Here is a 23,434-nt window from a genome sequence, read left to right as displayed (position 1 = left end):
ATCGCCGTCAAGACGAAAGATTGATCCTTGTAGAGACGGCGATTTATCGCGTCTTCTCATGAAAATTTTGTATTAAAAAATGACAAGAGTAAGGAGAAATTTAAATGTTTATTTTTAACAAAAAAACAAGATTTGTTAACCGATTTAAGCTTATCATCTTGATGTTAGGAACAGTATTTACTTTATTTGCTTGTTCAAGCATCGGGCTATTAGCAAACAACTCATCCTTAACTAATCATCCCTTTGTCTGGGTAACTTCAAATTTAGAAAGGATAAAACGAGAAGACCTACCAAAAACTAAAACCCGCATTGATTTATATGCTGCCCGTGGGGAATATGAACCCTTTCAAATCGGAATCCGCGCACCAAATAGTGGACTGACAAACGTTAATGTTTCAGTCTCAAGCTTATCTGGCCCAAACAATCAAGTAATTCCCAATAGTAATATTACGCTCTACCGAGAACATTACGTTAAAGTTACTCATTCCAGCCCTAACAAAAAAGGCAGTAGCAATCCCCCTTTAGGTACTGGATGGTATGCTGATGGGCTAATTCCATTTCTGAATCCTGAAAACCAAGCAGATATTAAGGATGCTGAATTAGATGCAGTTCCATTTAATCTTAAAGCTAGGAATAACCAACCAATTTGGGTAGATATATTCGTACCCCGTGACACTCAAGCTGGTGAATATAATGGCACTTATACTGTTAGCAGTGACCAAGGAAAAATTACAGGCAAAATCCACCTAAAAGTTTGGAACTTTGAGTTACCGATAAAACCATCGCTTAATTCAGAGTTCACCTTTTATGAACATAAAAATAAAAGCGACATGGTAGAACTTCTCAAACATAAGTTAATGCCTGACGCGCATTTTGATCCCGCAGATGAACCAGAATTAATGGAGCAATGGGGACTCCGTTCTCGAAGTCTTTCTTTTTGGAGCGGGGCTAATGTTAGTACTTGCAAAATGTCTCCAGCCCCTTCTCTTAAGAAGATTAAAACTACTGCTGCTAAACATGAATCTAGTCTATTTCTCTATACTAGATATGCCGATGAAATTGATAATTGTCCAAATCTGATTAAACCAGTCAAGCAATGGGCGCGAAATTTTCACCAAGCTGGAATCGCAACAGCCTTAGCCATGACTCCTACACCAGCGCTTTATGATGATGGTTCTGGAACTGGACGTTCTGCTGTAGACATCTGGGTAGTATTGCCAGAATCTTATGATGAAGCTCCAAAACAAATATCTGAGGTTCTGCAAAAAGGAGACAAAGTTTGGTCTTACAACGCTTTGGTACAGGATGGCTACTCGCCTAAATGGCAGATAGATTTTGAACCGATAAACTACAGAATTCACCCAGGTTTCATTAGCCAAAGCCTGGGACTGACAGGGATTTTATACTGGCGAGTTGACCTATGGACAAAAGATCCGTGGAACGACATTCAAACTTATTCCCAAGAGAAAGACTATTATCCTGGTGAAGGAATGTTATTTTATCCTGGTAAACAGGTAGGTTTGACAGGAGTTGTCCCTTCTATGAGACTCAAGTGGCTCAGGGAAGGGGTAGAAGATTACGAATATCTCGAAATCCTCAAAAATAGCGTAGGCGCAGCCCGTCGTAGACATCGCCACAAGTGGGGACTTCGATTAGCTCGGCGTGTCGGTATGGACTGGAAAAACTGGACGCGGGATACAAATCTGCTGGAATCAGTCCGGCGACAGTTGGGTGAGGAAATAGAGAAACTCTCTTCTCAATAAGCATCTTGAAATTAAGATTGAGCAAAAAGCCACTTGTACTTAGGTGGCTTTTTCGCTGCGTAGCAGGTACTACTAGTACTCTGTCAAATTCATTTTGACGGTTAGAGAGACGCGATAAATCGCCGTCTCTACAGGAAATTTATCCATCAATGATTACTAGTTTCAGCATTGTATATGTCAGTTCGCCTTTTCATTTAAAATAGAATACTGATAAAAACCACTACTTATGCTTCCAATGACTGAAATTTAGATGTTTTATTACTTATCTAAGTAAAATAATATTTTTGTATCAAAACGCACCTTAATACCCACTAATATCTAGGCTCTAGATATGGTATTGCGACTAACAGCCAAACCAACTTTTAGTTTTAAAAGGAATTCAAAAGATGAACCCATCGGAAGAGTACAGCCATAATAATTCCTTGGAAGTAGAAAAATGGGGATCTAATTCAGAAATAAATAAGCAGCATTTGAGCAGTAATTATATTAGCGAAAATAGCAACTTAGATAAAGTTAGAGAAATTCTTTTTGGTAATCAAACGCGAGATACTGAAAAAAGGTTTGCTCGTTTAGAAGAACATCTAATTAAAGAATTGGGCAATGTCCGAGATGAAACAAGAAAACGTCTAGATGCCTTAGAAAATTATATCAAACAAGAAGTTGATTCTTTAACAGAACGGCTAAAAAATGAACAGGGAGAACGTGATGGTCAGGTGAAAGCTGTTGCTGAAGAAAGTAAAAATATAATTACATCTTTGGAAAACAAGATTAATCAATTTGATCAACAAACGACTAATAGTCAACGAGAGTTACGTGAGCAGATTCTCAATCAATCTAAAAGCTTACAAGATGATATCCAGCAAAAATCTCAGGAAATTCTAGCTTTATTAGAACGGGAAGCTCAAGAACTTCGCAGGGATAAAACTGATCGCTCCAATCTTGCTGCTATGTTTACAGAGTTAGCCATTCGACTGAATGCAGAGAACAAGTCTTAAGCTAAAAGTTTAAAGGCAAAAAGTTGATTGTTGACCCATCAATGTGTCTCTCCTGTTTACAACAGAATGCTATTTCAGATAAATTGTGAATTGGGGGATTTTGGTAATGAGTGACTATTCAACAAATCCAATACCGAAAGCATCCTCTGAAGCTTTGAATAGCAACAGCCAAACCTCCGAAATAAATGATGAACTAACTCTACTCCGCAGTTTGCTTCTGGATATTGAGCCGACTAAACTTAAAAAATTTTATGAGCGATTAGACAACCCTCAAATTCAACCAGAAGATATTAGCCAGATGCTTCCTGAAGCTGTTATCCTGCGGTCAAAGCAAGATAAACAACTTGGACAAGTAATGGTGTCAACTGTGGAAGACGCTATTGAAGTTTCTGTTAAACAAGACCACAATGTGCTTGCAGATTCATTATTTCCAGTGATTGGGCCAGCCACTCGCAAGGCGATTTCCACGGCTCTTGAGGAAATGATGCAATCGATGAATCAAACCCTGGAACATAGCTTATCTCCACAGAGTTTTCAGTGGAGACTAGAAGCGAAACGCACAGGAAAATCATTTGCGGAAATTGTGCTGTTACGGACGTTAGTTTATCGAGTAGAACAAATATTTCTGATTCATAAAAACTCTGGATTATTGCTTCAACATTTAGTAACAACGCAGGTAGCAGTTCAAGATCCCGATTTAGTAGCTGCTATGTTGACAGCTATTCAAGATTTTGTCCAAGATTCGTTCAGTATTCAAAAAGGAGATGGGATAAAGAGTTTACGCTTTGGAGAACTCACGATTTGGATTGAAGAGGGGCCGCAAGCGTTAATAGCAGCGATGATTCGGGGAAATCCTCCCCAAGAATTAAAGTTAGTTTTGCGAGAAGCAATAGAAAAAATACACCTGAAGCTCAGTAGAGAAATTAAAAATTTTACAGGGGAGACAGAAGCATTTCAGCTAAGTAAGCCTTATTTAGAAGCTTGTCTGGTAATTCAGTATAAATCTCCGGCTAAACAAAATTATACCTATGCCTGGGCTTTCTTGGGTGCGATCGCGATCGCTTGCGGAATTTGGGGCTTTTTTACAATTAGAGAGCAACTCCGTTGGCAAGCCTATCTCCAAAAACTCAACTCTCAGCCAGGAATTGTTGTAATAAACTCCCAGAAAGGTTTTGGAAAATACTTTATTTCGGGAATGCGCGATCCTTTAGCAGTAGATCCCAATACATTGATACAACAAACAAATATTAATCCCAAAATGGTAAGTAGCCAATGGCAACCTTATCTTTCTTTAGAGCCGCAATTGATTACCAAAAGAGTTGAACAATTGTTAAGTCCACCGCAAACTGTATCACTACAAGTTGATAATAACGGTGTTCTTAATATTACTGGTTATGCCCCTCGTAAATGGATTTTAGAAGCACGCAAATTATGGTATTTTATTCCTGGTGTCACCAAATTACAAGACAAAAATCTTGTGGACATAGAACTGAGACAATTAGAATCATACAAAAAACAAATAGAACAACAAATACTATTTTTTTCAGAAGGGACAACTGATTTCATGCCTGGTGAAGCTGACAAATTACCTAATTTATTTATATCCATCCGCAAATGTTTAGATATTGCTAAGTATCTTGGGAAAAATGCAAAAATTCAAATAATTGGACATACCAGTAGCACTGGAACAGAAGGACAAAATAAGCTGCTCAGTCAAGCCCGTGCTAATAAAATTCTATCTTATTTAAAATCTCAAGGAATTAATATAAACCAATCTAAAGCCATAGGAGTAAGTTATAGCATTCCTTTACAGCCAGAAGTAACACCAGAATCTAAAAAAGTTAATCGGAGAGTATCTTTCAAGGTATTCATAGCTAATACCTCTAAATAAAGTTAGATCAATTTATGATTATCCAGAAAAAGATTTGTATGATCGGTGCATTTGCCACAGGTAAAACTAGTTTAGTAGCGAGGTTAGTCCACAGTATTTTTTCAGAAAAATATCATACTACAGTGGGTGTAAAAATTGATAAAAAAACTATAGATATTCAAGACAACAAAATAAATCTTATTCTTTGGGATATTTATGGAGAAGACGAATTCCAAAAATTACAAATGTCTTATTTACGGGGTTCTGCTGGTTATTTATTAGTCGTAGATGGTACAAGGCATAATACTTTAGAACAAGCTTTTGATTTACAAACAAAAGTAGAAGATACGATTGGGCAAGTTCCCTTTATTTTGGTTATGAACAAATGGGATATAACTGATGAATGGGAAATTGAATCTGCTGAAATAGATGATGTTATACAAAAGGGTTGGATTGTGATTAAAACCAGTGCTAAAAGTGGTATCGGTGTAGAAGAAGCTTTTCAAACTCTTACTAAAAAAATATTGGATTGCTAAATGTTAGATATTCCTGTTTTCGTGATTACCTATATTCTAAATTTTCTAACAGCAGATTCTTCTCTTGCCTATCTGTTGGTTAATAAAGATGGCAGCCTCCTAAGTTGGGGTGGGAAGTTGGCAGAATATGGAATTACTAATCTCCGTAAAGGAGAAAATGCAAAAGAGCAAGTTATTTTTCTGGAAGGTCTACTACCACTAGATAATGCCTCCCTATTTATACCATTTATCCAAACAGAGTATGGCAGTTGTGTAGATGTTCATATATTACCGACGAAGGAAGTAGATTGGGTATTGATGTTAGATAGTAGCTGTGATAGAGATTACCTTTTTCCTATTCAACAAAAAGCTAATGATTTCAGACTATTACAGGAAAAATTAAATAGAAATTTAAATTAGTAACCTAGAATCAAAATTAATTGAGCGTAGCAGATTTAACCCATGAATACATCTATCACAAATGATATGCTCACCGCTTTAGATATTCTAGCGTTAGAGCAAATTAATGAAGGATTATTTAAAATAATTGGTAATTTACCTGATTGGTACAATCAGTTTTATTGTAAAGAATTAGCATCAGGGATAAATATATCAATACCACAGGAAGAGTTTTCTTTTTTAAAGAATTTTTTAATTGATGCTGAAGAATTTTGGATTAACAATAATAATAATGTTAAAAAACTGAGTTCAGGTTTATGGACTGAAATAGATGCAACTGGGCAAGAATATCAATTTGAAGCTTATGCAATTTTTGTTGATAATAGAAAATTTTTATTGATTAAAGCTTTAAAAGATTCTTATAAAGAACAGCAGTATATTCTACAAAAAGCTAGAGAATATAAGTTAATTTATCAGCAATTGCTCAAGGATAATCAAAAAAAAGATGTTTTAATCCATTGTCTTATACATGATATAGCAGTGGAGCTAAGTGCTATAAATTGCTGTTTTGCACTCCTGGAATTTGAGAATTTAACACCTAAAGGAAAAGAGTATTTAGAAACTGGTATCAAGCAATGTCTCAAACAAGAGATGCTAATTAAGGATACTTTAGACGCTTTTTCTAATGAAGTACTATTACCAGAAAACTCTCCTACTGGTATTGAAGAAGCACCCAATATATTAAATTCTATCCAAGAGGTAATTGAGTTTTTAAAGCCTAATTTTGCCCTTAATCATATACAATTACATTTTTCCGCTAACATTGATAAGACAATAGACTGGACAGTTATTGGAGATCAATCTCGTTTAGATAGAGTGATTTCTAATCTAGTAGAAAATGCATATCGTTATAGTGTACCAGATTCTACTGTGACTATTGGTCTAGAATTAGATGGGGAATATGTTTTAGTTACTGTAGATGATCAGGGTTTGGGTGTATCGCCAGAAATGGTAAAAAATTTATTTCAAAAGTTCTCCCAAGGTAAAGATAAATCAGGGAGAGCGGGTTTAGGTCTTTATTTTTGTAGAATCACACTCGAACGCTGGGGAGGTATAATTGGTTATTTACCTCGTCCTGAAGGTGGTTCTAGATTTTGGTTCCGCTTGCCAAGACTAGCATTAAAGTAAGAATAACTACAGACAGACAATTAAATAGATGCGGTTATGTCTTTTTATTTATAGAAGCTGCGCCAAGTTGGCATTACTCAAATAAAAAAGTGCTACAAAATTGAAGCAGAAGAGGATTCCTGTATTAACTATCCTCACATTTCAAAGTTAACAAATCAGACTTATCTGAATTATCAAAAAATTGTCATTTTGATAAATGACAATTGTCAAACTTCGTATATTTAACTATACTCCTGTTAAGACATGAGCAACCGCATTGCTGTTATTGGTCTTGGCTACGTTGGACTACCTGTTGCCCTAGCGTTTGCCAAAAAGTTTCCCTACACTATTGGATTTGATATCAATTTAGAGAAAGTTAAAAGTTTAAAACAAGGCTGCGATCGCACGGGACAAATCTCTACCGATGAGTTAATAAATTCTAGTCTCATCATCACTTCAGACCTTTACGACTTGGTAGATACAAACTTTTTTGTGATTGCCGTCCCAACCCCAGTTGACCGCAACCATAATCCTGACCTCAGCTTGCTGATTAAAGCCTCTGAACTCGTTGCGAAAGTACTACAACCTGGTGCGATCGTAGTGTACGAATCGACGGTCTATCCAGGGGTTACAGAGGATATCTGCGGAGCAACTTTGGCGAAAGTATCAGGCTTACAAATGGGTGTTGATTTCAAGCTGGGCTATTCTCCAGAACGGATTAATCCGGGTGACAAGGCTCATACTCTGGAAAAGATTGTCAAAGTGGTAGCTGGGGAAGATGCTGAAACTTTGGAACGAGTTGCAAATGTCTATACAGCCATTATTGATGCCGGTGTCTATCGCACCTCTTCAATTAAAGTCGCTGAGGCTGCCAAAGTCATTGAGAATACTCAGCGAGACTTGAATATTGCTTTGATGAACGAACTGGCGTTAATATGCGATCGCATCGGTATCCGCACCCACGATGTTTTAGCAGCTGCAAACACCAAATGGAACTTTTTGCCATTCACACCAGGACTTGTTGGTGGTCACTGCATTGGGGTTGATCCCTACTATTTAACTACCAAGGCAGAAGAACTGGGGTACCATCCCGAAGTCATCCTCGCCGGTCGGCGGATTAACGACAGTATGGGTACTTACCTGGGTCAGCGTTTTGTCAAACTCTTAGTTGAAGCTAACCTGTCGATTAAAGAAGCACGGGTAGGAATTCTTGGTCTTACCTTTAAAGAAAATGTACCCGACATCCGCAATAGTCGCATACCAGATATGGTGGCAGAATTGCAGCAATTCGGTATTGAACCACTCTTACACGATCCTCTGGTTGATCCTGATGAAGCATATCAAGAATATGGGATTGATTTAGTAGATTGGCATAACCTATGTGATTTAGATGGGGTAATATTTGCAGTCAGCCATCAGGCTTACTTAGATATGCCTTGCGAACAACTTTTCAACTGTTTGCGTCCAGGTGGAGTGCTAATGGATATCAAGTCTATTTTTAATCAGACTACACTACCACATCATATTCATTACTGGAGCTTATAAGTAGGTAGACATAATTAAATAATTCGTAATTCGTAATTCGTAATGCAGTTTTGCATTAGCGAGTCCGCGAGTGTCTGGGGATTTGAACCCCACCGCAAAACGTTCTGCCTTTAGAGCCAGAGGACTTAAACCCCCAAACTTTGTTAAACATAAAATCCTAGTTCGTAGTGAGCGATTCATCGCTTCTTCAGGATTATCAGGACTAAAGTCCTTACCCTTCTCCTAACGGAGACGCTGCGCGAACGGGTTCGTTAGTCGCTCATGGGGGAAACCCCCAAGACCGCGCTAACTCACTACAAACTTTAATTTATTTACACCTAGCTACTTAGAGAAACATCATGGTCAAGGTTTTAGTCACTGGTGCTGCTGGTTTTATTGGTTTTCACCTCAGCCAACGTTTATTAATCAGAGGTGATGAGGTTGTTGGTCTAGATAACCTAAATGATTACTACGATGTCCTACTTAAAAAAGACCGTTTAGCTCAACTAGAGGAAAACCCAAATTTTAGTTTTTATAGACTGGATTTGGCAGACTCAGTAGCTATAGCTCAACTTTTCGCCGAACAACGCTTTGATGTGGTGGTCAATTTAGCAGCACAAGCCGGTGTCCGATACTCCATCAAGAACCCTCATACGTATGTAGATAGCAACTTAGTAGGCTTTATTAATATCCTCGAAGGTTGTCGCCATTCAGGCGTTCAACACTTAGTATTTGCCTCTTCTAGTTCTGTATACGGTGCTAATACTAAAACACCCTTTTCTATTCACGACAATGTAGATCATCCAGTTAGCTTATATGCTGCTACAAAAAAAGCTAACGAGTTAATGGCTCATAGTTATAGCCACTTATATGGTTTAGCAACAACTGGACTTCGCTTCTTTACTGTCTATGGGCCGTGGGGTCGTCCAGATATGGCGCTGTTTTTGTTTACTAAAGCGATTTTGAAAAAGCAGCCGATTGATGTGTTTAATTACGGTAAAATGTGCCGAGATTTTACATATATTGACGACATTGTAGAAGGTATTATCCGGGTGATGGATAAAATACCTGAGCCAAATATTGCTTGGTCAGGAGATGCACCCGACCCAGGAACGAGTAAGGCTGCTTATAAAATTTACAACATAGGTAATAATCAACCAGTTGAATTAATGCGCTTTATAGAAGTGCTAGAAGATTGTTTGGGAATGAAAGCACAAAAGAATTTGCTCCCTTTACAACCTGGTGATGTCCCTATTACTTATGCAGATGTTGATGATTTAGTTAATGATGTAGGTTTTAAACCTAGCACACCTATTGAGGTAGGAATTGGACGTTTTGTAGATTGGTATTGTTCTTATTATCAGAATGCTAGGACTCAATTAACCCAAAATTCTTGGGTAAAAGTGGGGAGTCGGGAATAATGAAAATACTACATATTTGTGCAATTGGAGACACCGCCCAGATTCTTTTAAGACCTCAGATTGATTATTTATTGTCTCATAATCTATCAGTTGAAATAGCTTGCTCTCCAGGTTTAGAAGTTGAACAATTACAACAACAAGGATACATAGTCCATCCAATTCAAATTGACCGTCGGATATCTCCTTTCTTGAATTTGAAAAGTATTTATCAACTGACGCGATTAATTCAAAAAAATCAGTACGACCTTGTTCACGTACATACTCCAATTGCTGCTGTATTAGGTCGGATTGCAGCCAAACTAGCTGGTGTTAAACGAATTGTCTACACTGCTCACGGTTTTCCGTTTCACGATCAGTCCTCACTTAGTCAATATCGGTTTTATTTTATTGTCGAAAAATTTGCTGCTTTCATAACTGATTTGATCCTTACTCAAAATCATGAAGATATTGCCACAGCCAAAAAATTAGGTCTTTGTCCGCCGGAAAAAGTATGTTATTTGGGTAACGGTGTAGACATTGATCGTTTTAAGTGCGATCGCCTCAATTTGGCTCATCAAAATCAATTGCGTAAATCCTTGGGTATCCCTGATAGTAGAAACTTAATTATTGGCACAATTGGACGTATAACCCGTAAAAAAGGCAGTAAATATTTAATTGAAGCCACAGCAAAACTACTTCCTCATTTTCCTAATTTGCAAGTTTTGGTAATTGGCTCACAACTCGATACTGATCCTGAACCTTTTCAAGCAGAACTAATCAAAAAAATTCACTCTTTAGGAATTGAGGAACATATTACTCTCACAGGTAAACGTCAAGATATACCAGAACTTTTAGGGCTGTTAGATATCTTTGTGTTGCCTACATTCAGTCATGAAGGATTACCCCGATCTATTCTAGAAGCAATGTCAATGAGTTTACCAGTTGTTACTACAGATATTCGGGGTTGTCGAGAAGCTGTAATTCACGGGAAAACAGGTTTAATTGTGCTACCTCAAAATAGTCAAAAGTTAGCTGAGGCTTTGGGAATACTATTATCTAACTATGAGTTGCGACAAGCTTATGGTCAAGCTAGTCGTGAGCGAGTCGAAGTTAAATATGATGAGGAATTAGTTTTTGCTCGACTGAGTAAGTATTATGAAGAATTAGGAATTTATTCAATATCTCATAAGTAGAAAATTTGAAAAAAGTCTCACATATATAAGAGGAATAAGAGACAAAGGTGTATTTATGAATCTTAAAAGATTTCAGGGCATTAACTTAAAAAACTACAGCGGATTAATCAAATCTATATTAGATAGAGTTATGGCAGCGATCGCTTTAATTTTTCTTTTTCCTTTACTCATGGGTGTAGCGATCGCTATTTATTTTCGCATGGGTCAGCCAGTGATTTTCACCCAGCCCCGCCCTGGTCAAAATGCTCGGATTTTTAACTTTTACAAATTCCGTACTATGACCAATGAACGCGATACTGAAGGCAATCTTCTTCCTGATGAAAAACGCCTCACAGCCTTTGGTAAATTGCTGCGTCAAACTAGTCTTGATGAATTACCTCAACTTTGGAATGTCTTAAAAGGAGACATGAGTCTTGTTGGCCCCCGCCCGTTATTAGTAAAGTATCTTGACCGCTATACCCCTCAACAAGCACGTCGCCATGAAGTAAAGCCGGGTATTACTGGCTGGGCGCAAGTTAATGGTCGCCGCACATTAGATCAAGTTTGGAATAAAAAATTTCAGTTGGATGTTTGGTATATCGATCACTGGAGTCTGTGGCTTGATCTGAAAATTTTGTTCATGACTATATGGCAAGTAATGCAACGAGAAAGCGTCACCCAGGAAGGTCACGTTACATCGGAGGAATTCAAAGGCTAACTTAAAGAATAATTTGTAAATTAATTTTAAAGATGAATATTCAAGTAATTGATTTAGCTAACCCTTTGTGGTTAGAAATACTAGAAAAGCTCAGTTATGATGTTTATCATTTGCCTGAATATGTATATCTAGAATCTCAAAGAACTCAAACAATACCAGAGGCAATTTTGATAGCTGATGGTGAAAAAATATTTTTTTTACCTTATTTGCTGCGGCGCTGTGATGATTTGTTTGACGGCGAGTTCACAATTCCAGAAGTATTTGATGTTGTCTCACCTTATGGTTATCCTGGATTTCTGTTAAGTGAAGCGGCGGCTAATACACCCGATTTTTTAAACTTGGCACTTGAAAATCTAAAATCTGTATTCCTATCCAAGAGGGTGTGTTCAGCATTCTTACGCCTGCATCCAATACTCAATCAAAATTTGAATGAAGTTTTAGCCTCTCAAATTTTTCAAGTATCAGGAGAAACTATATCTATCGACTTAAGTCTTTCAGCAACAGAAATATGGCAGCAAACGCGACCGGAACACCGCACTTGTATCAATCGGTGTAAACGTGATGGATTTACAACAAAAATGGTTAATTTTCAGGATTATATAGATATTTTTATTGATGTATACACTCAAACAATGCAGCGTGTAGAAGCCAAAAAATATTTTTATTTTGATTATAAATATTTTGCTTCTCTAGCAAATATGAATGAAAATATCCACTTGTGTATTTTAGAGTTAAATAATAAAGTTGCTTGTGCTGGAATATTTACTGAATGTTGTGAAATAGTTCAATACCACCTTGGAGGAACGAAAAATGAGTTCCTAAAACAAGCTCCTAGTAAGTTAATGTTTGATTACGTTCGATTTTGGGCTAAAGAACGTGGAAATAAATTTTTGCATTTGGGCGGTGGTGTTGGTTCAGCTAAAGATAGTCTCTACAAATTTAAAGCAGGTTTTTCTAAACAAAAACATTCTTTCTTGACATTACGCCTAATTACAGACGAAGAAAAATATATTTCTTTAGTCAAATTACGAGCAAAGTATTTAAAAACTGAGCCAGAAACTTTACTTGAGTCCAACTTTTTCCCTGCTTATCGTTCTCTTAATTGAGGGAAAAATACTAAGACTTACGTAAAATTTGCATTTAAAAACTGGCAAACATATTTAGGTAATAGGAATGAATAAACCAATTCTACTTTCAACACCTCATATAGGCGATCGCGAACTAGAATTCGTCAAAGAAGCTTTTGAAACTAACTGGATTGCGCCCGTTGGCCCCCATGTTGATGCTTTCGAGCAAGAATTTTGTCAATTAACTGGTGCTAGCCATGCTGTGGCTGTTAGTTCTGGCACAGCAGCTCTGCATTTAGCTTTGCGATTAGTTGGCGTTGAACCTGGGGATGAAGTTTTTTGCTCTACTTTAACGTTTATTGCTAGTGCTAATCCAATTACATACTTAGGTGCAAAACCAGTTTTTATTGATAGCGATCGCACTTCTTGGAACATGAACCCTGAATTGTTAGCGGAAGCGCTAAAGCACCGCGCCAAAAAAGGCAAATTACCTAAAGCTGTTGTGCTTGTACATTTATATGGTCAAAGTGCAGATATTGACCCAATTCTCAAAGCTTGTAATCAATATAATATTCCCTTAATTGAAGATGCTGCTGAAGCTTTAGGGGCTACTTATAAAGGACGTTATTTAGGAACTTTTGGTCACATTGGGATTTACTCTTTCAATGGCAATAAAATTATTACTACTTCCGGTGGTGGGATGTTAGTTTCTAATGATTTAGAGTTAGTAAACAGAGGCAAATTTTTAGCAACCCAAGCACGCGATCGCGCTCCTCATTACCAACATTCAGAAATTGGTTACAACTATCGTTTAAGTAATATTTTAGCTGGTATTGGTCGCGGTCAGTTACGTGTTTTGAGTGAGCGAGTGGCAGCTAGACGACGCAACTTTGAAATCTACTACCAGGCATTGAAAAATCTGCCAGGAATAGAATTTATGCCGGAAGCTAATTATGGACGCGCTACTCGTTGGCTAACCTGCTTAACAATAAATCCTCAAGCCTTTGGTGCAAATCGAGAACAAGTCCGCCTAGCACTTATTGAACAGCAAATTGAATCTCGTCCCGTCTGGAAACCTTTACACCTCCAGCCAATTTTTGCTGAGTGTGAATGTTTTGGCGGTGCAGTAGCAGAAGATTTATTTGCCTATGGTCTTTGCTTACCTTCGGGATCTAATCTTAAACGTGAAGATTTAGAAAGAGTAATTAGTCAAATTAAAGCAGTTCATTATAAAACTCAATCGGTGTTTACGGTTCCTGAAAAAGTCTATCTTACGACTTAATTTGAATTTCATTTACAGGTATTACTGAGTGATTTGATATTTGATGATTTTAACAATAATCAAAAAAATGTAATTATTTTATGACACTACAAGAATCTTCTGGAACATTTGATAAATATTCACAAGTTCTGAAACGCCGTTGGATTAATGCTTTGGGTGTTTTCGTTTGCATATTCATAATTTTACAGGTAGCTACATTCTTCAAGAAACCTTATTATTTAGCAGAAGGAAAACTGAAATTTCAAAGAACAAATACTACTTCTTCATTAACAGGAGTAGGAACAGAAATGAGCAAACTAGAGCCATTAGTTGATAATAAAAGTAATCCTCTGAATACAGAGGCAGAAGTTATCCGTTCTGTACCAGTTGTCAAAACTACCATAAATAGACTTAATCTAAAAGACAAGAAAAATATACATTTAAAAACCAAGCAATTTCTGCAAATGCTCACAGTAAAGGAAATTAATGGCTCTGATATCCTAAGTATTTCCTATAAAGATACCAACCCACAACTAGCGGCGCAAGTTGTTAATACTTTAATAGATGTCTATTTAGAATACAATATATCATCTCATAGAACTCAAGCGACAACTGCTCGCAAGTTTATAGAAAAGCAACTACCAAATGCAGAATTAGTTGTTCGACAAGCAGAAGCAGAACTAGCAGAGTTTAAAGAAAAGTACAAAATTGTTTCTCTGCAAGAAGAAGCGACTAAAGCACTGGAAGTTATTACAGCATTACAACAGCAAATTAATGAATCTCAATCTAGATTTGCCGATGCTGAAGCACAAACTAAAGGAATCCATAAACAATTGGGTATGAACTCCCAGCAAGCAATAGTCATGACTTCCCTTAGCCAAACGTCAGGGGTACAAGATATTCTTAGAGAAGTTCAACAGTTAGAATCACAACTGGCAGCTAGGCGGACTGTTTTGCAGGAAAACCATCCGCAAATTATCGATTTGGTATATAAATTACAGTCGTTAAATGGGCTACTACAACAACGGATAAAAAACGTTACAGGAACAAATTCATCACAGCTAAATAATAACTTTCAATTAGGAGAATTACAACAGCAGCTTTCTGCAAGGCTTGTAGAATTAGAGTCAAATCGTCTGGGTTTAGCAAGACAAATTACTACTTTATCTGGGTTACAAACTGCTTATAAACAACGTTTGAGCAATCTACCAAGATTGGAACAACAACAGCGCCAGTTTGAACGTAAAGTACAAGCCGCACAATCTACTTATTCACTGTTACTACAAAAGCTGCAAGAAAGCCGAATCGCAGAAAATCAAAGCTTAGGTAATGCCAGCATGATATCCGAGGCTGAAGTACCGGAAGAATCAATTTCATCTCCAATGTTTTTATATTTGACTACAGGTTTATTGGCTGGTTTGACAGCTTTATCGGCTGTCTACTTTTTGGAGAAAATAGATAAATCAATTAAGAATGTTGACCAGGCAAAAGAATTATTGAAATTTACTTTATTAGGGATTATTCCTGACTTCAGCAAGTCGAAAAAATCTCTTCGCGGCAATGAAGAATTGGAGTTATATAGCAAAAGGCTTGTAGTTCGAGATATGCCGCGATCGCAAATCAATGAAGCCTACCGAATGTTGCGGGCAAATCTGAGGTTTACGAGTGCTGACAAAGAGCTAAAAGTTATAGTTGTCACAAGTTCTGTACCCAGAGAAGGTAAATCAACAGTGGCGGCTAATTTAGCTATAACAATGGCTCAGATGGAGCGGAAAGTTTTACTAATAGATGCAGATATGCGTCGTCCTGTTCAACATAAAATTTGGGAACTAATTAATAATCAAGGTCTAAGCAATTTAATTGTTGGACAAGGTGAAATTAGGACAGCTATCAAACAAGTAATGGATAATTTATATGTCCTCACCTCTGGAGTTACACCTCCTAATCCAGGTTCTCTTCTCGACTCGAAAAAAATGGCTGCATTAATTCAAACATTGTCTGTTTATTACGACTTTGTAATCATTGATTCTCCATCATTAAACGTTGCTGCTGATGCAGCTACTCTAGGTCAAATGGCTGATGGTGTTTTATTTGTTGTTCGTCCAGGGGTCGTTGATTCTGTTAGTGCTAGTGTTGCTAAAGAGCTTTTAGAAAAATCTGGGCAAAATGTCTTGGGACAGGTAGTAAACGGAGCTATTCCTCCGGCTGAGCGCTATAGTTACTACTACTCAACTGAGGAAAATAATCTCCAAGAAACTATTGGAGTCCGAAGTAGGAAGTAAGGAATATTTGATTAATCTTATAAATATCTATCTTTATAACCTAGTCGTGGATGATATGGGCGGTATATATGCAACTTTTTCAGATAATGATTTACAAAAAAGTATCAGTAATATATCTTTTGAAAATTTTTCTATCAAAAACCAACTGGTAACTAATTTTAGTTTTATATCCAGCTATGAAGACAAAAATAACTATAGTCAATTAAACTTTATATCAACTACAGCTAATCATTTTTTATCAAAATCTTTCCAGCTACCCACGTCCAGTTATCCCACGATTGTGAACATTACAGCTACAAAAATGTATGCGTCACAATTTGGAGAAATAGGGGAGTTTGTCATCACTCGTACTGGTAATATAACTCAAGATTTAATAGTGAAATACAGGATTCACGGAACAGCTGAGGATGGAGTACATTATCAATCAATTGCTAACTTTGTGACAATCACGGCTGGGGCGAGTGAAATACCAATTATAATTCAACCTCAAAAAAGCGATTATCAAGGAGCGAAAACAGTCTTGTTAACTTTGGAAAATCTGCCCAATAGCAGCCAATATATGCTGGGAACAAACTTTCATGCTGTGGTAAATATTCTTAATTTGTAAACTTATACCAATTCAATTAATGATTGCAACACATCCTTGGGTAAAGACGCGATGAATCGCGTCTCTACAAATGGTCTATTTGTCGCATTCTTTTTTCAAATTGGTATTATAGAAAATTGCCCGCTATCTTCTTTCCCTATTACTGAATCTTATTTAAAACTTTACGCCTCGATCGCAGGATGATAATCATCTGGATTATTAAAGCCTGCAATCCAGGCTGCTGCTTGATGGCAACTCCGCATGTGAGGGGGAACGCGCAGGATATGAATATGTTCTGTGGATGGACAAGTGACTTTCAATACCATAAGCGGTTCGTCATCTTCAAAAGGAATGTAGACTAGTTGACGTTCTCCACCAGCATCTTGATCGCGATCGCGGATTAATCCTCCCACTTGCTGCAAAAATGTCTCGTATCCCAAACGTTCAATCAGCACGCGACGCAACTCAACATTCTCTATATTGAGGATATCTTGCCCGGTTAGGGACTGGGATTCAAAGGCAATCTTATCGTCTACCTGCACGCCTCGCCAACGCAAAATAAAACCATGCCCCGCAGATAGACTGGTAATCCCACTTCCGGCCAACTCAATCCAATAAGTGATATGCAGTCCTTTGGGAAGGGTAGTGAGGTTTACACAGTCGCTGATATCAATACTTTCACAGGTTAAATTTTCAGGTAGATTGTAAAGATCCAACGCACCGCTTAAATCCAGATGCCCCAAAACGCGCATCCCATCCCAGGCGCGATGTTCAAGGATGAGTTTTCGAGCATGTTCAGCCGATACAGGCTCGTGGCTTTCATTTGGGCGTTGCTTAACTGGTCTATTCGGCACACGTCCCTGCGACATCATCTTGAGCATTAGTCCATCACCTCTACATAAGCATCAGGGCGATATTCACGTTGTCTCCAGACGCGGTAAAGCCCTTGGGGTAACTCAATCGCCCGATGTTCTTCATGAACTAAAGTGGCACTTGGTTCTTTAACCTCAAGAAAAAGGTCACTACCATGTACCCACAACTGAACAGCATTGGATTGCTGAATGCGATGGCTGTGTCCTGTGATTTCACCATGAGCAAGAGTAGCACCTACACGCCTTTGAGCAGCTACAGGTAAAGTAGCAATACGTCTGATCAGAACGTCGCCATGTCTGTAGAGAACACTACCTTGGTTAACTTGGGAGTTGTTGCTATTGTTAAACATCTTTCTATCATAACAATACCTTTCTAATGATATTTGTAAAAATAAAATACGGCAATTTGATAGACTTAATATAAGTTACTAATCATTAGTAAATCATCATAAAAAACTCTAAGAAGTAAGCTTTATAAGTAATGGTAAATGTCAATTATTAAGATCAACAAAAAGCCTCCCAGGGTGCTAGCGCAGGTGAGGCGATAAGAGAGATAGGGATTAGGAGTGGGGAATGGGGGGATTGGTTACTTTATGAGAATGATTGAATTGCTTCCGTCTCACTGTCAAAAACTTCAAAAACTGTTATCAGTTGGGTGATCATCAAAATATCAGTAACTTTGGAGGGAAGATTGAATAATTTAAGTTTTGCGCCCCGGTTAGTTGCCATAGTATAGCTTGATACAAGTTCACCTATTCCACTAGAATCTATAGATGTAACTTCTTTGAAATTGAGCAAAATCTTTGTAGCCCCATTTTGAAGTGCATTGTTGACGGAATCGCGAAGGGCTATATCGCCTACTCCAATTGTTAATTTGCCTTTTATATCCAAAATAGTTACATCGTTCACAGTTCTTGTTTCTATCGACATAGCTAAGTTTCCTTAATTGTTTTGTAAAATCTATAAGGAAATTATCACGGTTGAAAAATTGTCACAAGGACAGTTAAGACACTTAAGGAAAAATAATTGAAAAGTTATGAGAAGTTAGATTCAGGCTAGTCAATATTTAGATGCGTTTGCCCTATTCTTATTAGAGAGCATTCGCTTTTGAGGGAAAACTTTTCGATTTACTGAAATTATGCAGAAATTGCAGTTCAGATGCCGTGAGGTCGCGCCATTGACCCAATTGTAGGTCATCTAATTGTAAGTGAGCTATTTTGACTCTGACTAGTCGCAAAGTTGGAAACCCTACAGCCGCAGTCATGCGCCGTACTTGGCGATTTTTTCCCTCTGTCAAAGTCATTTCCAGCCAAGCTGTCGGTACATTTTTGCGAAATCTAATTGGCGGAGTGCGTTCAGGTAACTGTGGTTCTTCTGGTAAGAGCCTAACTTCTGCTGGTTGAGTGCGGTAATCTTGAATTTCCACACCTGTTTGCAACCTATTAATAGCATCTACATCTGGAATTCGCTCTACCTGTACCCAGTAAGTACGTTTATGACCAAAACGCGGATGGGCGAGGCGATGTTGCAATTGTCCATCGTTCGTTAACAGCAGCAATCCTTCACTATCCCAGTCTAAGCGTCCCACAGGATACACATCAGGCACATCAATATAATCTTTTAGAGTGCTATGTGTGGGGGCATCTTTTGTAAACTGGCTGAGAACGCCATAGGGTTTGTAAAAAATAATATATCGGTAATGATTTGTCATTTGTCATTTGTCATTTGTCGAAAATTATCTAAAGATTTGGGCATCCTAATAAAAACAATATAGTGAAGAGTTGATTATGCCAAGTTCCAAAATCTGCCGACGGTCTTTCTTGTTTTTAGGAGGTGCTGTCTTGGCACAAGGATTAACATTGGCGCTCCCGGCAGCGGCTCAAACTGTACAAGTGAAGAGGGGTAAGGTAAATGGTTTCTCTTTTTATCAAACTATTATTGACCTCACTGACCCCAAAACCTTTATTACTATTGGTTTAGCAAATAATGCAACTTTGGCTAATACTAATCAAAAAACTAACGGTGATGAAGAATTTAACAATTTAGTGGCTCGTCATCGTGCGGCTGTCGTTGCTAATGGTACTTTTTTTGCCAAGAATGCTCAGAAAACGGTGATGGGTAACATGGTAGCGGCAGGGAGATTCCTCAAATATAGCCAATGGGAAAATTTTGGTACTACTTTGGGGTTGCGAGTTGGCAATAAACCGGAAATGGTGACAGCACGGGTTGACGGTAAACCGGAATGGAATCAACATTGGTTGTCTATTACCTGTGGGCCTCGATTGTTGAGACAGGGACAAATTTGGCTGAAGCCGGATGTTGAAGGATTTAAAGATCCTGGTGTTTTAGGTACTGGCGCACGAACTGCGATCGGGTTTCCTGCTGATGGTAAAAAGCTATTTTTGATTAATTTCGATAGTGGATTAACTTTACAACAAGAAGCGCAAGCGATGAAAGCAATTGGCTGTTACGAAGCGATGAATTTAGATGGTGGTGCATCAAAAGCCTTTGCTGCTAACGGTAAAATTTTAGTCCCCGCCGGACGCCCACTCACTAATGTAATTGTTGTTTATGATGCCAAGAATCCTGCTCCTACTGCTTTACAACAGTCATGGGCAAGGTTTCAGAAAGGCGATCGCCCCATCATACCTGGTGGTTAAAAGCTTTTGATTGAGGGGTGCTGGAGTGCGACCGCTACATTAAAGGCGATCGCTACATTAAAGGCGATCGCTTATTTAACTGGCTTTGCAAGGGTACATATTACTTTTACAAGTAGACCTTAAATTAGTGATAATACGCAATTAACTATATTAAAAAGTACAGGATCATATAATTAAAGTGAAGTAGTGACACTTAAATAAACAGACACTATAGTAATGAAATTAACTAACTCTCACATATAGCAGGTTAGTTGAATAATACTTACAAGTCAGTCAAGAAACTGAAAACGCTAATTTTTTAGCGTTTTCAGTTCGGCATAAACTATACCGAAAGTGTCAACTTTCGGCTACTTTGTTCTGCCTTAAAACAGCAATATCCGCAGGTTAATATCTCAAGTTTCTGAAAAATTGATTTAGGTAGGTAGAAGTTATGGCAATTATCAATGGTACTAACGCTAATGACAATCTCTATGGCTTCGGGGGCGGTGACAGTCTCTATGGCTTCGGAGGTGATGATGTCCTGAATATTAGCAATTCTTCTGGAAAAAACCTCTTAGATGGCGGTTCTGAAAACGATCAAATTTATGCTGTAGCTACCACTGGCAACAATACCCTCAAGGGAGGAAGTGGGGATGATTATTTAGATGTTTCTGTTTCTTCTGGGAATAACATCCTCTATGGGGATACAGGAAATTACGAATTTTCGATTCAGGATAGTTTTGGCAAAAATATTGTTTCAGGTGGAACTGGCTCTGATAAATTTTACGCATATAGAGTTAATGGCGCTAACACCCTGGATGGTGGAAATGGCAATGACTCCTTCTATTTGAGCGCCTCATATATCGCCCCCCCTGTTTTAGTAACCCAAACGGTAAATGGGGGTACAGGTTCGGATTATTTGGAAGTTAATTACAGTAGCTATACTACCAAAGGAATCACCTCGACTTTCAATGCAACCACTAACCAAGGCTCGATTACGGCTGGTACGAATCGAGTTAGCTATAAGAATATTGAACGATTCAATATCACTGGTACAGCCTACGCTGACAATATTCGTGGGGGCAATGGCGAAGATGTACTCAATGGTGGCACTTCTGGCAATGATACGATTAGTGGGGGTGCAGGTAACGATTACCTCGATATTTCCTACTCGTCTGGCAATAAAATTGTGAATGGAGACGATGGTAACGATACCTTTTACGCATATTCAGCCAAGGGTGCTAACACTCTAAATGGGGGGAATGGCGATGACACCTTTTATTTGATCGCCCCAACTACCGCCCCCACTGTTTTAGTGACTCAAACGGTAAATGGGGGTGCAGGTTCGGATTATTTGGAAGTCAATTACAGTAGCTATACTACCAAAGGAATCACCTCGACTTTCAATGCAACCACTAACCAAGGCTCAATTACAAGTGGCACAAATCAAGTTATCTACAAGAATATTCAAGGACTAAATATCAGTGGTACAGTCTACGCCGACAATATTATCGGGGGTAATAGTAGCGATGTGCTATTTGGATATAATGGCAACGATCTCCTGACTGGAGGGAAAGGGAGTGATATTCTGTACGGGGGAGATGGCACTGATACTTTTGCGTTCAATAATTACAATCAAGGCATTGATACTCTCGTTGACTTCGACACGACTGATGAAGTTATTCAGGTATCGGCTACTGGTTTCGGCGGCTCTTTAGCAGTAGGTACACTCTCCGCTGGTAAGTTTACCATCGGTTCATCTGCAACTGCGATCGCTCAACGATTTATTTACGACAATATTACAGGTGCGCTGTTCTTTGACCAAGATGGCAGCGCTGGCGCTTTTGCTCAGGTACAATTCGCGCAACTCAGCAGTGGAATGTCACTAAAAGCAACTCATTTTATTGTTGTCTAGTTCTACGCATAAACATCAATAAATACCAAAAAAACCAACCGCAGAGGCATAGAAAACACCGATAAATAAGAGTTTGAGAAAGTTTTTGCGCCTACCCCCTGCCTCTCAAAGGTGTCGCAACTAGGCTCGTTGTAGACATCGTTTCTCTCAAGGTCAAGGTATTATGTACTCGAACACCGTGCAGCATAAAACCTGAGGTTTTGCATGAAAGTAGCAGTTTTCAGTACAAAAGCCTACGATCGGCAGTTTTTGTCAGCTGCAAATTCTCCCATCCAACACGAGTTAGTGTTTTTTGAACCCCGTTTAAATCGGGATACGGCTATCCTTGCTGCCGGATTTCCGGCGGTTTGCGTATTTGTGCATGATCAGGTTGATGCCCCAACTTTAGAACTTCTCGCCTCACGGGGAACTCGCCTGGTTGTCCTTCGCTGTGCAGGGTTTAACAATGTAGACTTACAAGCCGCAGCAGATTTAGGAATTACCGTTGTGCGTGTTCCCGCCTATTCACCTTATGGGGTAGCAGAACACGCCGTAGGATTGATTTTGAGCTTAAATCGCAAAATTCATCGTGCCTATAACCGTGTCCGAGAAGGCAATTTTTCCCTAGATGGACTGTTGGGATTTAATTTGCATGAACGCACAGTGGGAATTGTCGGTACCGGCAAAATTGGTCTGATTTTAGGACAGATTATGAAAGGGTTCGGCTGTCACCTACTCGCCTATGACGTTTATCGGAATCCAGAATTGGAGGCGTTAGGTGGAAAGTATGTAGAACTACCTGAGCTATTTGCCAACTCCGATATTATCTCCCTGCATTGCCCCCTAACTCCCGAAACCCATCACTTGATTAACACTGAGGCTATAGAAAAGATTAAGCCAGGTGTGATGCTAATTAATACTAGCCGAGGAGCGCTGATTGATACCCAAGCTGTGATTGAGGGATTGAAGTCTGGTAAAATTGGCTATCTTGGTGTAGATGTCTACGAACAAGAATCAGAATTGTTCTTTGAGGATTTGTCTGGAGAAATTATTCAAGATGATATTTTCCAACGTTTGACAACGTTCCCCAATGTACTCATTACCGGACATCAAGCCTTTTTTACCGCAGAAGCTCTCTACAATATTGCAGAAACAACTTTTGCTAATATTACCGATGTTGAACAAGGTCGTTCTTGTGCAAATGAAATTCGTGCCTAAACCTTTAGCAATCTAAAATCTCAAATCCAAAATCCAAAATTGTGTGACCTCATAAATTGTTAACACCTTTGCTCCCAGATATAACCAAAGTG

At 38.4% G+C, this 23,434-nt stretch carries 21 protein-coding genes; 17 read left to right on the top strand and 4 right to left on the bottom strand.

Annotation, left to right across the window (positions count from 1 at the left end; translation table 11 throughout):
• Positions 1 to 104 precede the first annotated feature (104 nt).
• The 14 genes from ABF638_RS20715 (at position 105) to ABF638_RS20650 (ending at position 16,740) form a co-directional block, all read left to right on the top strand.
• The gene (locus tag ABF638_RS20715) at positions 105 to 1,763 is read left to right on the top strand and encodes a glycoside hydrolase domain-containing protein (RefSeq protein ID WP_435024878.1); all 1,659 of its coding nucleotides are present in this window, start codon (positions 105 to 107) and stop codon (positions 1,761 to 1,763) included.
• A 386-nt stretch (positions 1,764 to 2,149) separates the two neighbouring features.
• Positions 2,150 to 2,758 (top strand): hypothetical protein, encoded by a 609-nt coding sequence (locus tag ABF638_RS20710; RefSeq protein ID WP_435024877.1) that lies wholly within the window; start codon positions 2,150 to 2,152, stop codon positions 2,756 to 2,758.
• Positions 2,759 to 2,864: 106 nt separating this feature from the next.
• Entirely contained in the window at positions 2,865 to 4,649 is a 1,785-nt protein-coding gene (locus ABF638_RS20705; RefSeq protein WP_435024876.1) for an OmpA family protein, read from the top strand.
• A gap of 17 nt (positions 4,650 to 4,666) precedes the next feature.
• Positions 4,667 to 5,164: a Rab family GTPase gene (locus tag ABF638_RS20700; protein ID WP_435024879.1), complete on the top strand. Its 498-nt coding sequence runs from the start codon at positions 4,667 to 4,669 to the stop codon at positions 5,162 to 5,164.
• Complete coding sequence (locus ABF638_RS20695; protein ID WP_435024875.1) at positions 5,165 to 5,563, top strand: hypothetical protein; 399 nt, start codon at positions 5,165 to 5,167, stop codon at positions 5,561 to 5,563.
• 42 nt (positions 5,564 to 5,605) lie between these two features.
• On the top strand, positions 5,606 to 6,730 hold the full coding sequence (locus tag ABF638_RS20690; RefSeq protein ID WP_435024874.1) for a sensor histidine kinase: 1,125 nt from the start codon (positions 5,606 to 5,608) through the stop codon (positions 6,728 to 6,730).
• A gap of 243 nt (positions 6,731 to 6,973) precedes the next feature.
• Positions 6,974 to 8,254, top strand: coding sequence for a nucleotide sugar dehydrogenase (locus ABF638_RS20685; RefSeq protein ID WP_435024873.1), 1,281 nt, complete (start codon positions 6,974 to 6,976; stop codon positions 8,252 to 8,254).
• A 338-nt stretch (positions 8,255 to 8,592) separates the two neighbouring features.
• On the top strand, positions 8,593 to 9,654 hold the full coding sequence (locus tag ABF638_RS20680) for an NAD-dependent epimerase (RefSeq protein WP_435024872.1): 1,062 nt from the start codon (positions 8,593 to 8,595) through the stop codon (positions 9,652 to 9,654).
• Positions 9,654 to 10,826 carry a glycosyltransferase family 4 protein gene (locus ABF638_RS20675; RefSeq protein ID WP_435024871.1) on the top strand — a complete coding sequence of 391 codons (1,173 nt, stop codon included), beginning with the start codon at positions 9,654 to 9,656 and terminating at the stop codon, positions 10,824 to 10,826. Before ABF638_RS20680 ends, ABF638_RS20675 begins: the two co-directional genes overlap by 1 nt.
• 55 nt (positions 10,827 to 10,881) lie before the next feature.
• Entirely contained in the window at positions 10,882 to 11,523 is a 642-nt protein-coding gene (locus ABF638_RS20670) for a sugar transferase (protein ID WP_435024870.1), read from the top strand.
• Positions 11,524 to 11,555: 32 nt separating this feature from the next.
• Complete coding sequence (locus tag ABF638_RS20665) at positions 11,556 to 12,629, top strand: FemAB family protein (RefSeq protein ID WP_435024869.1); 1,074 nt, start codon at positions 11,556 to 11,558, stop codon at positions 12,627 to 12,629.
• A gap of 67 nt (positions 12,630 to 12,696) precedes the next feature.
• On the top strand, positions 12,697 to 13,872 hold the full coding sequence (locus tag ABF638_RS20660) for a DegT/DnrJ/EryC1/StrS family aminotransferase (protein WP_435024868.1): 1,176 nt from the start codon (positions 12,697 to 12,699) through the stop codon (positions 13,870 to 13,872).
• An 80-nt stretch (positions 13,873 to 13,952) separates the two neighbouring features.
• Positions 13,953 to 16,133 (top strand): GumC family protein, encoded by a 2,181-nt coding sequence (locus ABF638_RS20655; RefSeq protein WP_435024867.1) that lies wholly within the window; start codon positions 13,953 to 13,955, stop codon positions 16,131 to 16,133.
• Positions 16,111 to 16,740 carry a hypothetical protein gene (locus tag ABF638_RS20650; RefSeq protein WP_435024866.1) on the top strand — a complete coding sequence of 210 codons (630 nt, stop codon included), beginning with the start codon at positions 16,111 to 16,113 and terminating at the stop codon, positions 16,738 to 16,740. The genes ABF638_RS20655 and ABF638_RS20650 overlap by 23 nt, the downstream gene beginning before the upstream one ends.
• Positions 16,741 to 16,901: 161 nt before the next feature.
• On the opposite strand, the gene ABF638_RS20645 is transcribed toward ABF638_RS20650, so the two are convergent.
• From ABF638_RS20645 to ABF638_RS20630, 4 genes are all read right to left on the bottom strand, one after another.
• Positions 16,902 to 17,600 carry a DUF6745 domain-containing protein gene (locus ABF638_RS20645; RefSeq protein ID WP_435024865.1) on the bottom strand — a complete coding sequence of 233 codons (699 nt, stop codon included), beginning with the start codon at positions 17,598 to 17,600 and terminating at the stop codon, positions 16,902 to 16,904.
• A complete protein-coding gene (locus ABF638_RS20640; protein WP_435024864.1) occupies positions 17,600 to 17,941 on the bottom strand; it encodes a hypothetical protein in 342 nt (113 codons plus the stop codon). Before ABF638_RS20640 ends, ABF638_RS20645 begins: the two co-directional genes overlap by 1 nt.
• Positions 17,942 to 18,182: 241 nt before the next feature.
• Positions 18,183 to 18,521, bottom strand: a complete 339-nt coding sequence (locus ABF638_RS20635) for an STAS domain-containing protein (protein ID WP_435024863.1) — start codon at positions 18,519 to 18,521, stop codon at positions 18,183 to 18,185.
• Between the two features lie 160 nt (positions 18,522 to 18,681).
• Positions 18,682 to 19,302 (bottom strand): rRNA large subunit pseudouridine synthase E, encoded by a 621-nt coding sequence (locus ABF638_RS20630; RefSeq protein ID WP_435024862.1) that lies wholly within the window; start codon positions 19,300 to 19,302, stop codon positions 18,682 to 18,684.
• A gap of 76 nt (positions 19,303 to 19,378) precedes the next feature.
• Between ABF638_RS20630 and ABF638_RS20625 the strand changes: the two genes are divergently transcribed.
• The 3 genes from ABF638_RS20625 to ABF638_RS20615 all read left to right on the top strand — a co-directional run bounded on the left by ABF638_RS20625 (position 19,379) and on the right by ABF638_RS20615 (position 23,342).
• Positions 19,379 to 20,251, top strand: coding sequence for a phosphodiester glycosidase family protein (locus ABF638_RS20625; RefSeq protein ID WP_435024861.1), 873 nt, complete (start codon positions 19,379 to 19,381; stop codon positions 20,249 to 20,251).
• A 430-nt stretch (positions 20,252 to 20,681) separates the two neighbouring features.
• Positions 20,682 to 22,145 carry a calcium-binding protein gene (locus ABF638_RS20620; protein WP_435024860.1) on the top strand — a complete coding sequence of 488 codons (1,464 nt, stop codon included), beginning with the start codon at positions 20,682 to 20,684 and terminating at the stop codon, positions 22,143 to 22,145.
• A 204-nt stretch (positions 22,146 to 22,349) separates the two neighbouring features.
• A complete protein-coding gene (locus ABF638_RS20615) occupies positions 22,350 to 23,342 on the top strand; it encodes a 2-hydroxyacid dehydrogenase (RefSeq protein WP_435024859.1) in 993 nt (330 codons plus the stop codon).
• Positions 23,343 to 23,434 lie beyond the last annotated feature (92 nt).

This window comes from Nostoc sp. CALU 1950 (assembly GCF_051172895.1).
In the GTDB taxonomy this organism is placed as follows: domain Bacteria; phylum Cyanobacteriota; class Cyanobacteriia; order Cyanobacteriales; family Nostocaceae; genus Nostoc; species Nostoc edaphicum_A.
This window is presented reverse-complemented; position numbering and strand designations above follow the sequence as displayed.

Coding starts and splice junctions, on each gene's coding strand:
- ABF638_RS20615 (WP_435024859.1), top strand. CDS start 22,350: ATGAAAGTAGCAGTTTTCAGTACAAAAGCCTACGATCGGCAGTTTTTG.
- ABF638_RS20635 (WP_435024863.1), bottom strand. CDS start 18,521: ATGTCGATAGAAACAAGAACTGTGAACGATGTAACTATTTTGGATATA.
- ABF638_RS20690 (WP_435024874.1), top strand. CDS start 5,606: ATGAATACATCTATCACAAATGATATGCTCACCGCTTTAGATATTCTA.
- ABF638_RS20620 (WP_435024860.1), top strand. CDS start 20,682: ATGGCAATTATCAATGGTACTAACGCTAATGACAATCTCTATGGCTTC.
- ABF638_RS20670 (WP_435024870.1), top strand. CDS start 10,882: ATGAATCTTAAAAGATTTCAGGGCATTAACTTAAAAAACTACAGCGGA.
- ABF638_RS20655 (WP_435024867.1), top strand. CDS start 13,953: ATGACACTACAAGAATCTTCTGGAACATTTGATAAATATTCACAAGTT.
- ABF638_RS20695 (WP_435024875.1), top strand. CDS start 5,165: ATGTTAGATATTCCTGTTTTCGTGATTACCTATATTCTAAATTTTCTA.
- ABF638_RS20715 (WP_435024878.1), top strand. CDS start 105: ATGTTTATTTTTAACAAAAAAACAAGATTTGTTAACCGATTTAAGCTT.
- ABF638_RS20665 (WP_435024869.1), top strand. CDS start 11,556: ATGAATATTCAAGTAATTGATTTAGCTAACCCTTTGTGGTTAGAAATA.
- ABF638_RS20685 (WP_435024873.1), top strand. CDS start 6,974: ATGAGCAACCGCATTGCTGTTATTGGTCTTGGCTACGTTGGACTACCT.
- ABF638_RS20630 (WP_435024862.1), bottom strand. CDS start 19,302: ATGACAAATCATTACCGATATATTATTTTTTACAAACCCTATGGCGTT.
- ABF638_RS20645 (WP_435024865.1), bottom strand. CDS start 17,600: ATGCTCAAGATGATGTCGCAGGGACGTGTGCCGAATAGACCAGTTAAG.
- ABF638_RS20710 (WP_435024877.1), top strand. CDS start 2,150: ATGAACCCATCGGAAGAGTACAGCCATAATAATTCCTTGGAAGTAGAA.
- ABF638_RS20680 (WP_435024872.1), top strand. CDS start 8,593: ATGGTCAAGGTTTTAGTCACTGGTGCTGCTGGTTTTATTGGTTTTCAC.
- ABF638_RS20640 (WP_435024864.1), bottom strand. CDS start 17,941: ATGTTTAACAATAGCAACAACTCCCAAGTTAACCAAGGTAGTGTTCTC.
- ABF638_RS20660 (WP_435024868.1), top strand. CDS start 12,697: ATGAATAAACCAATTCTACTTTCAACACCTCATATAGGCGATCGCGAA.
- ABF638_RS20675 (WP_435024871.1), top strand. CDS start 9,654: ATGAAAATACTACATATTTGTGCAATTGGAGACACCGCCCAGATTCTT.
- ABF638_RS20625 (WP_435024861.1), top strand. CDS start 19,379: ATGCCAAGTTCCAAAATCTGCCGACGGTCTTTCTTGTTTTTAGGAGGT.
- ABF638_RS20705 (WP_435024876.1), top strand. CDS start 2,865: ATGAGTGACTATTCAACAAATCCAATACCGAAAGCATCCTCTGAAGCT.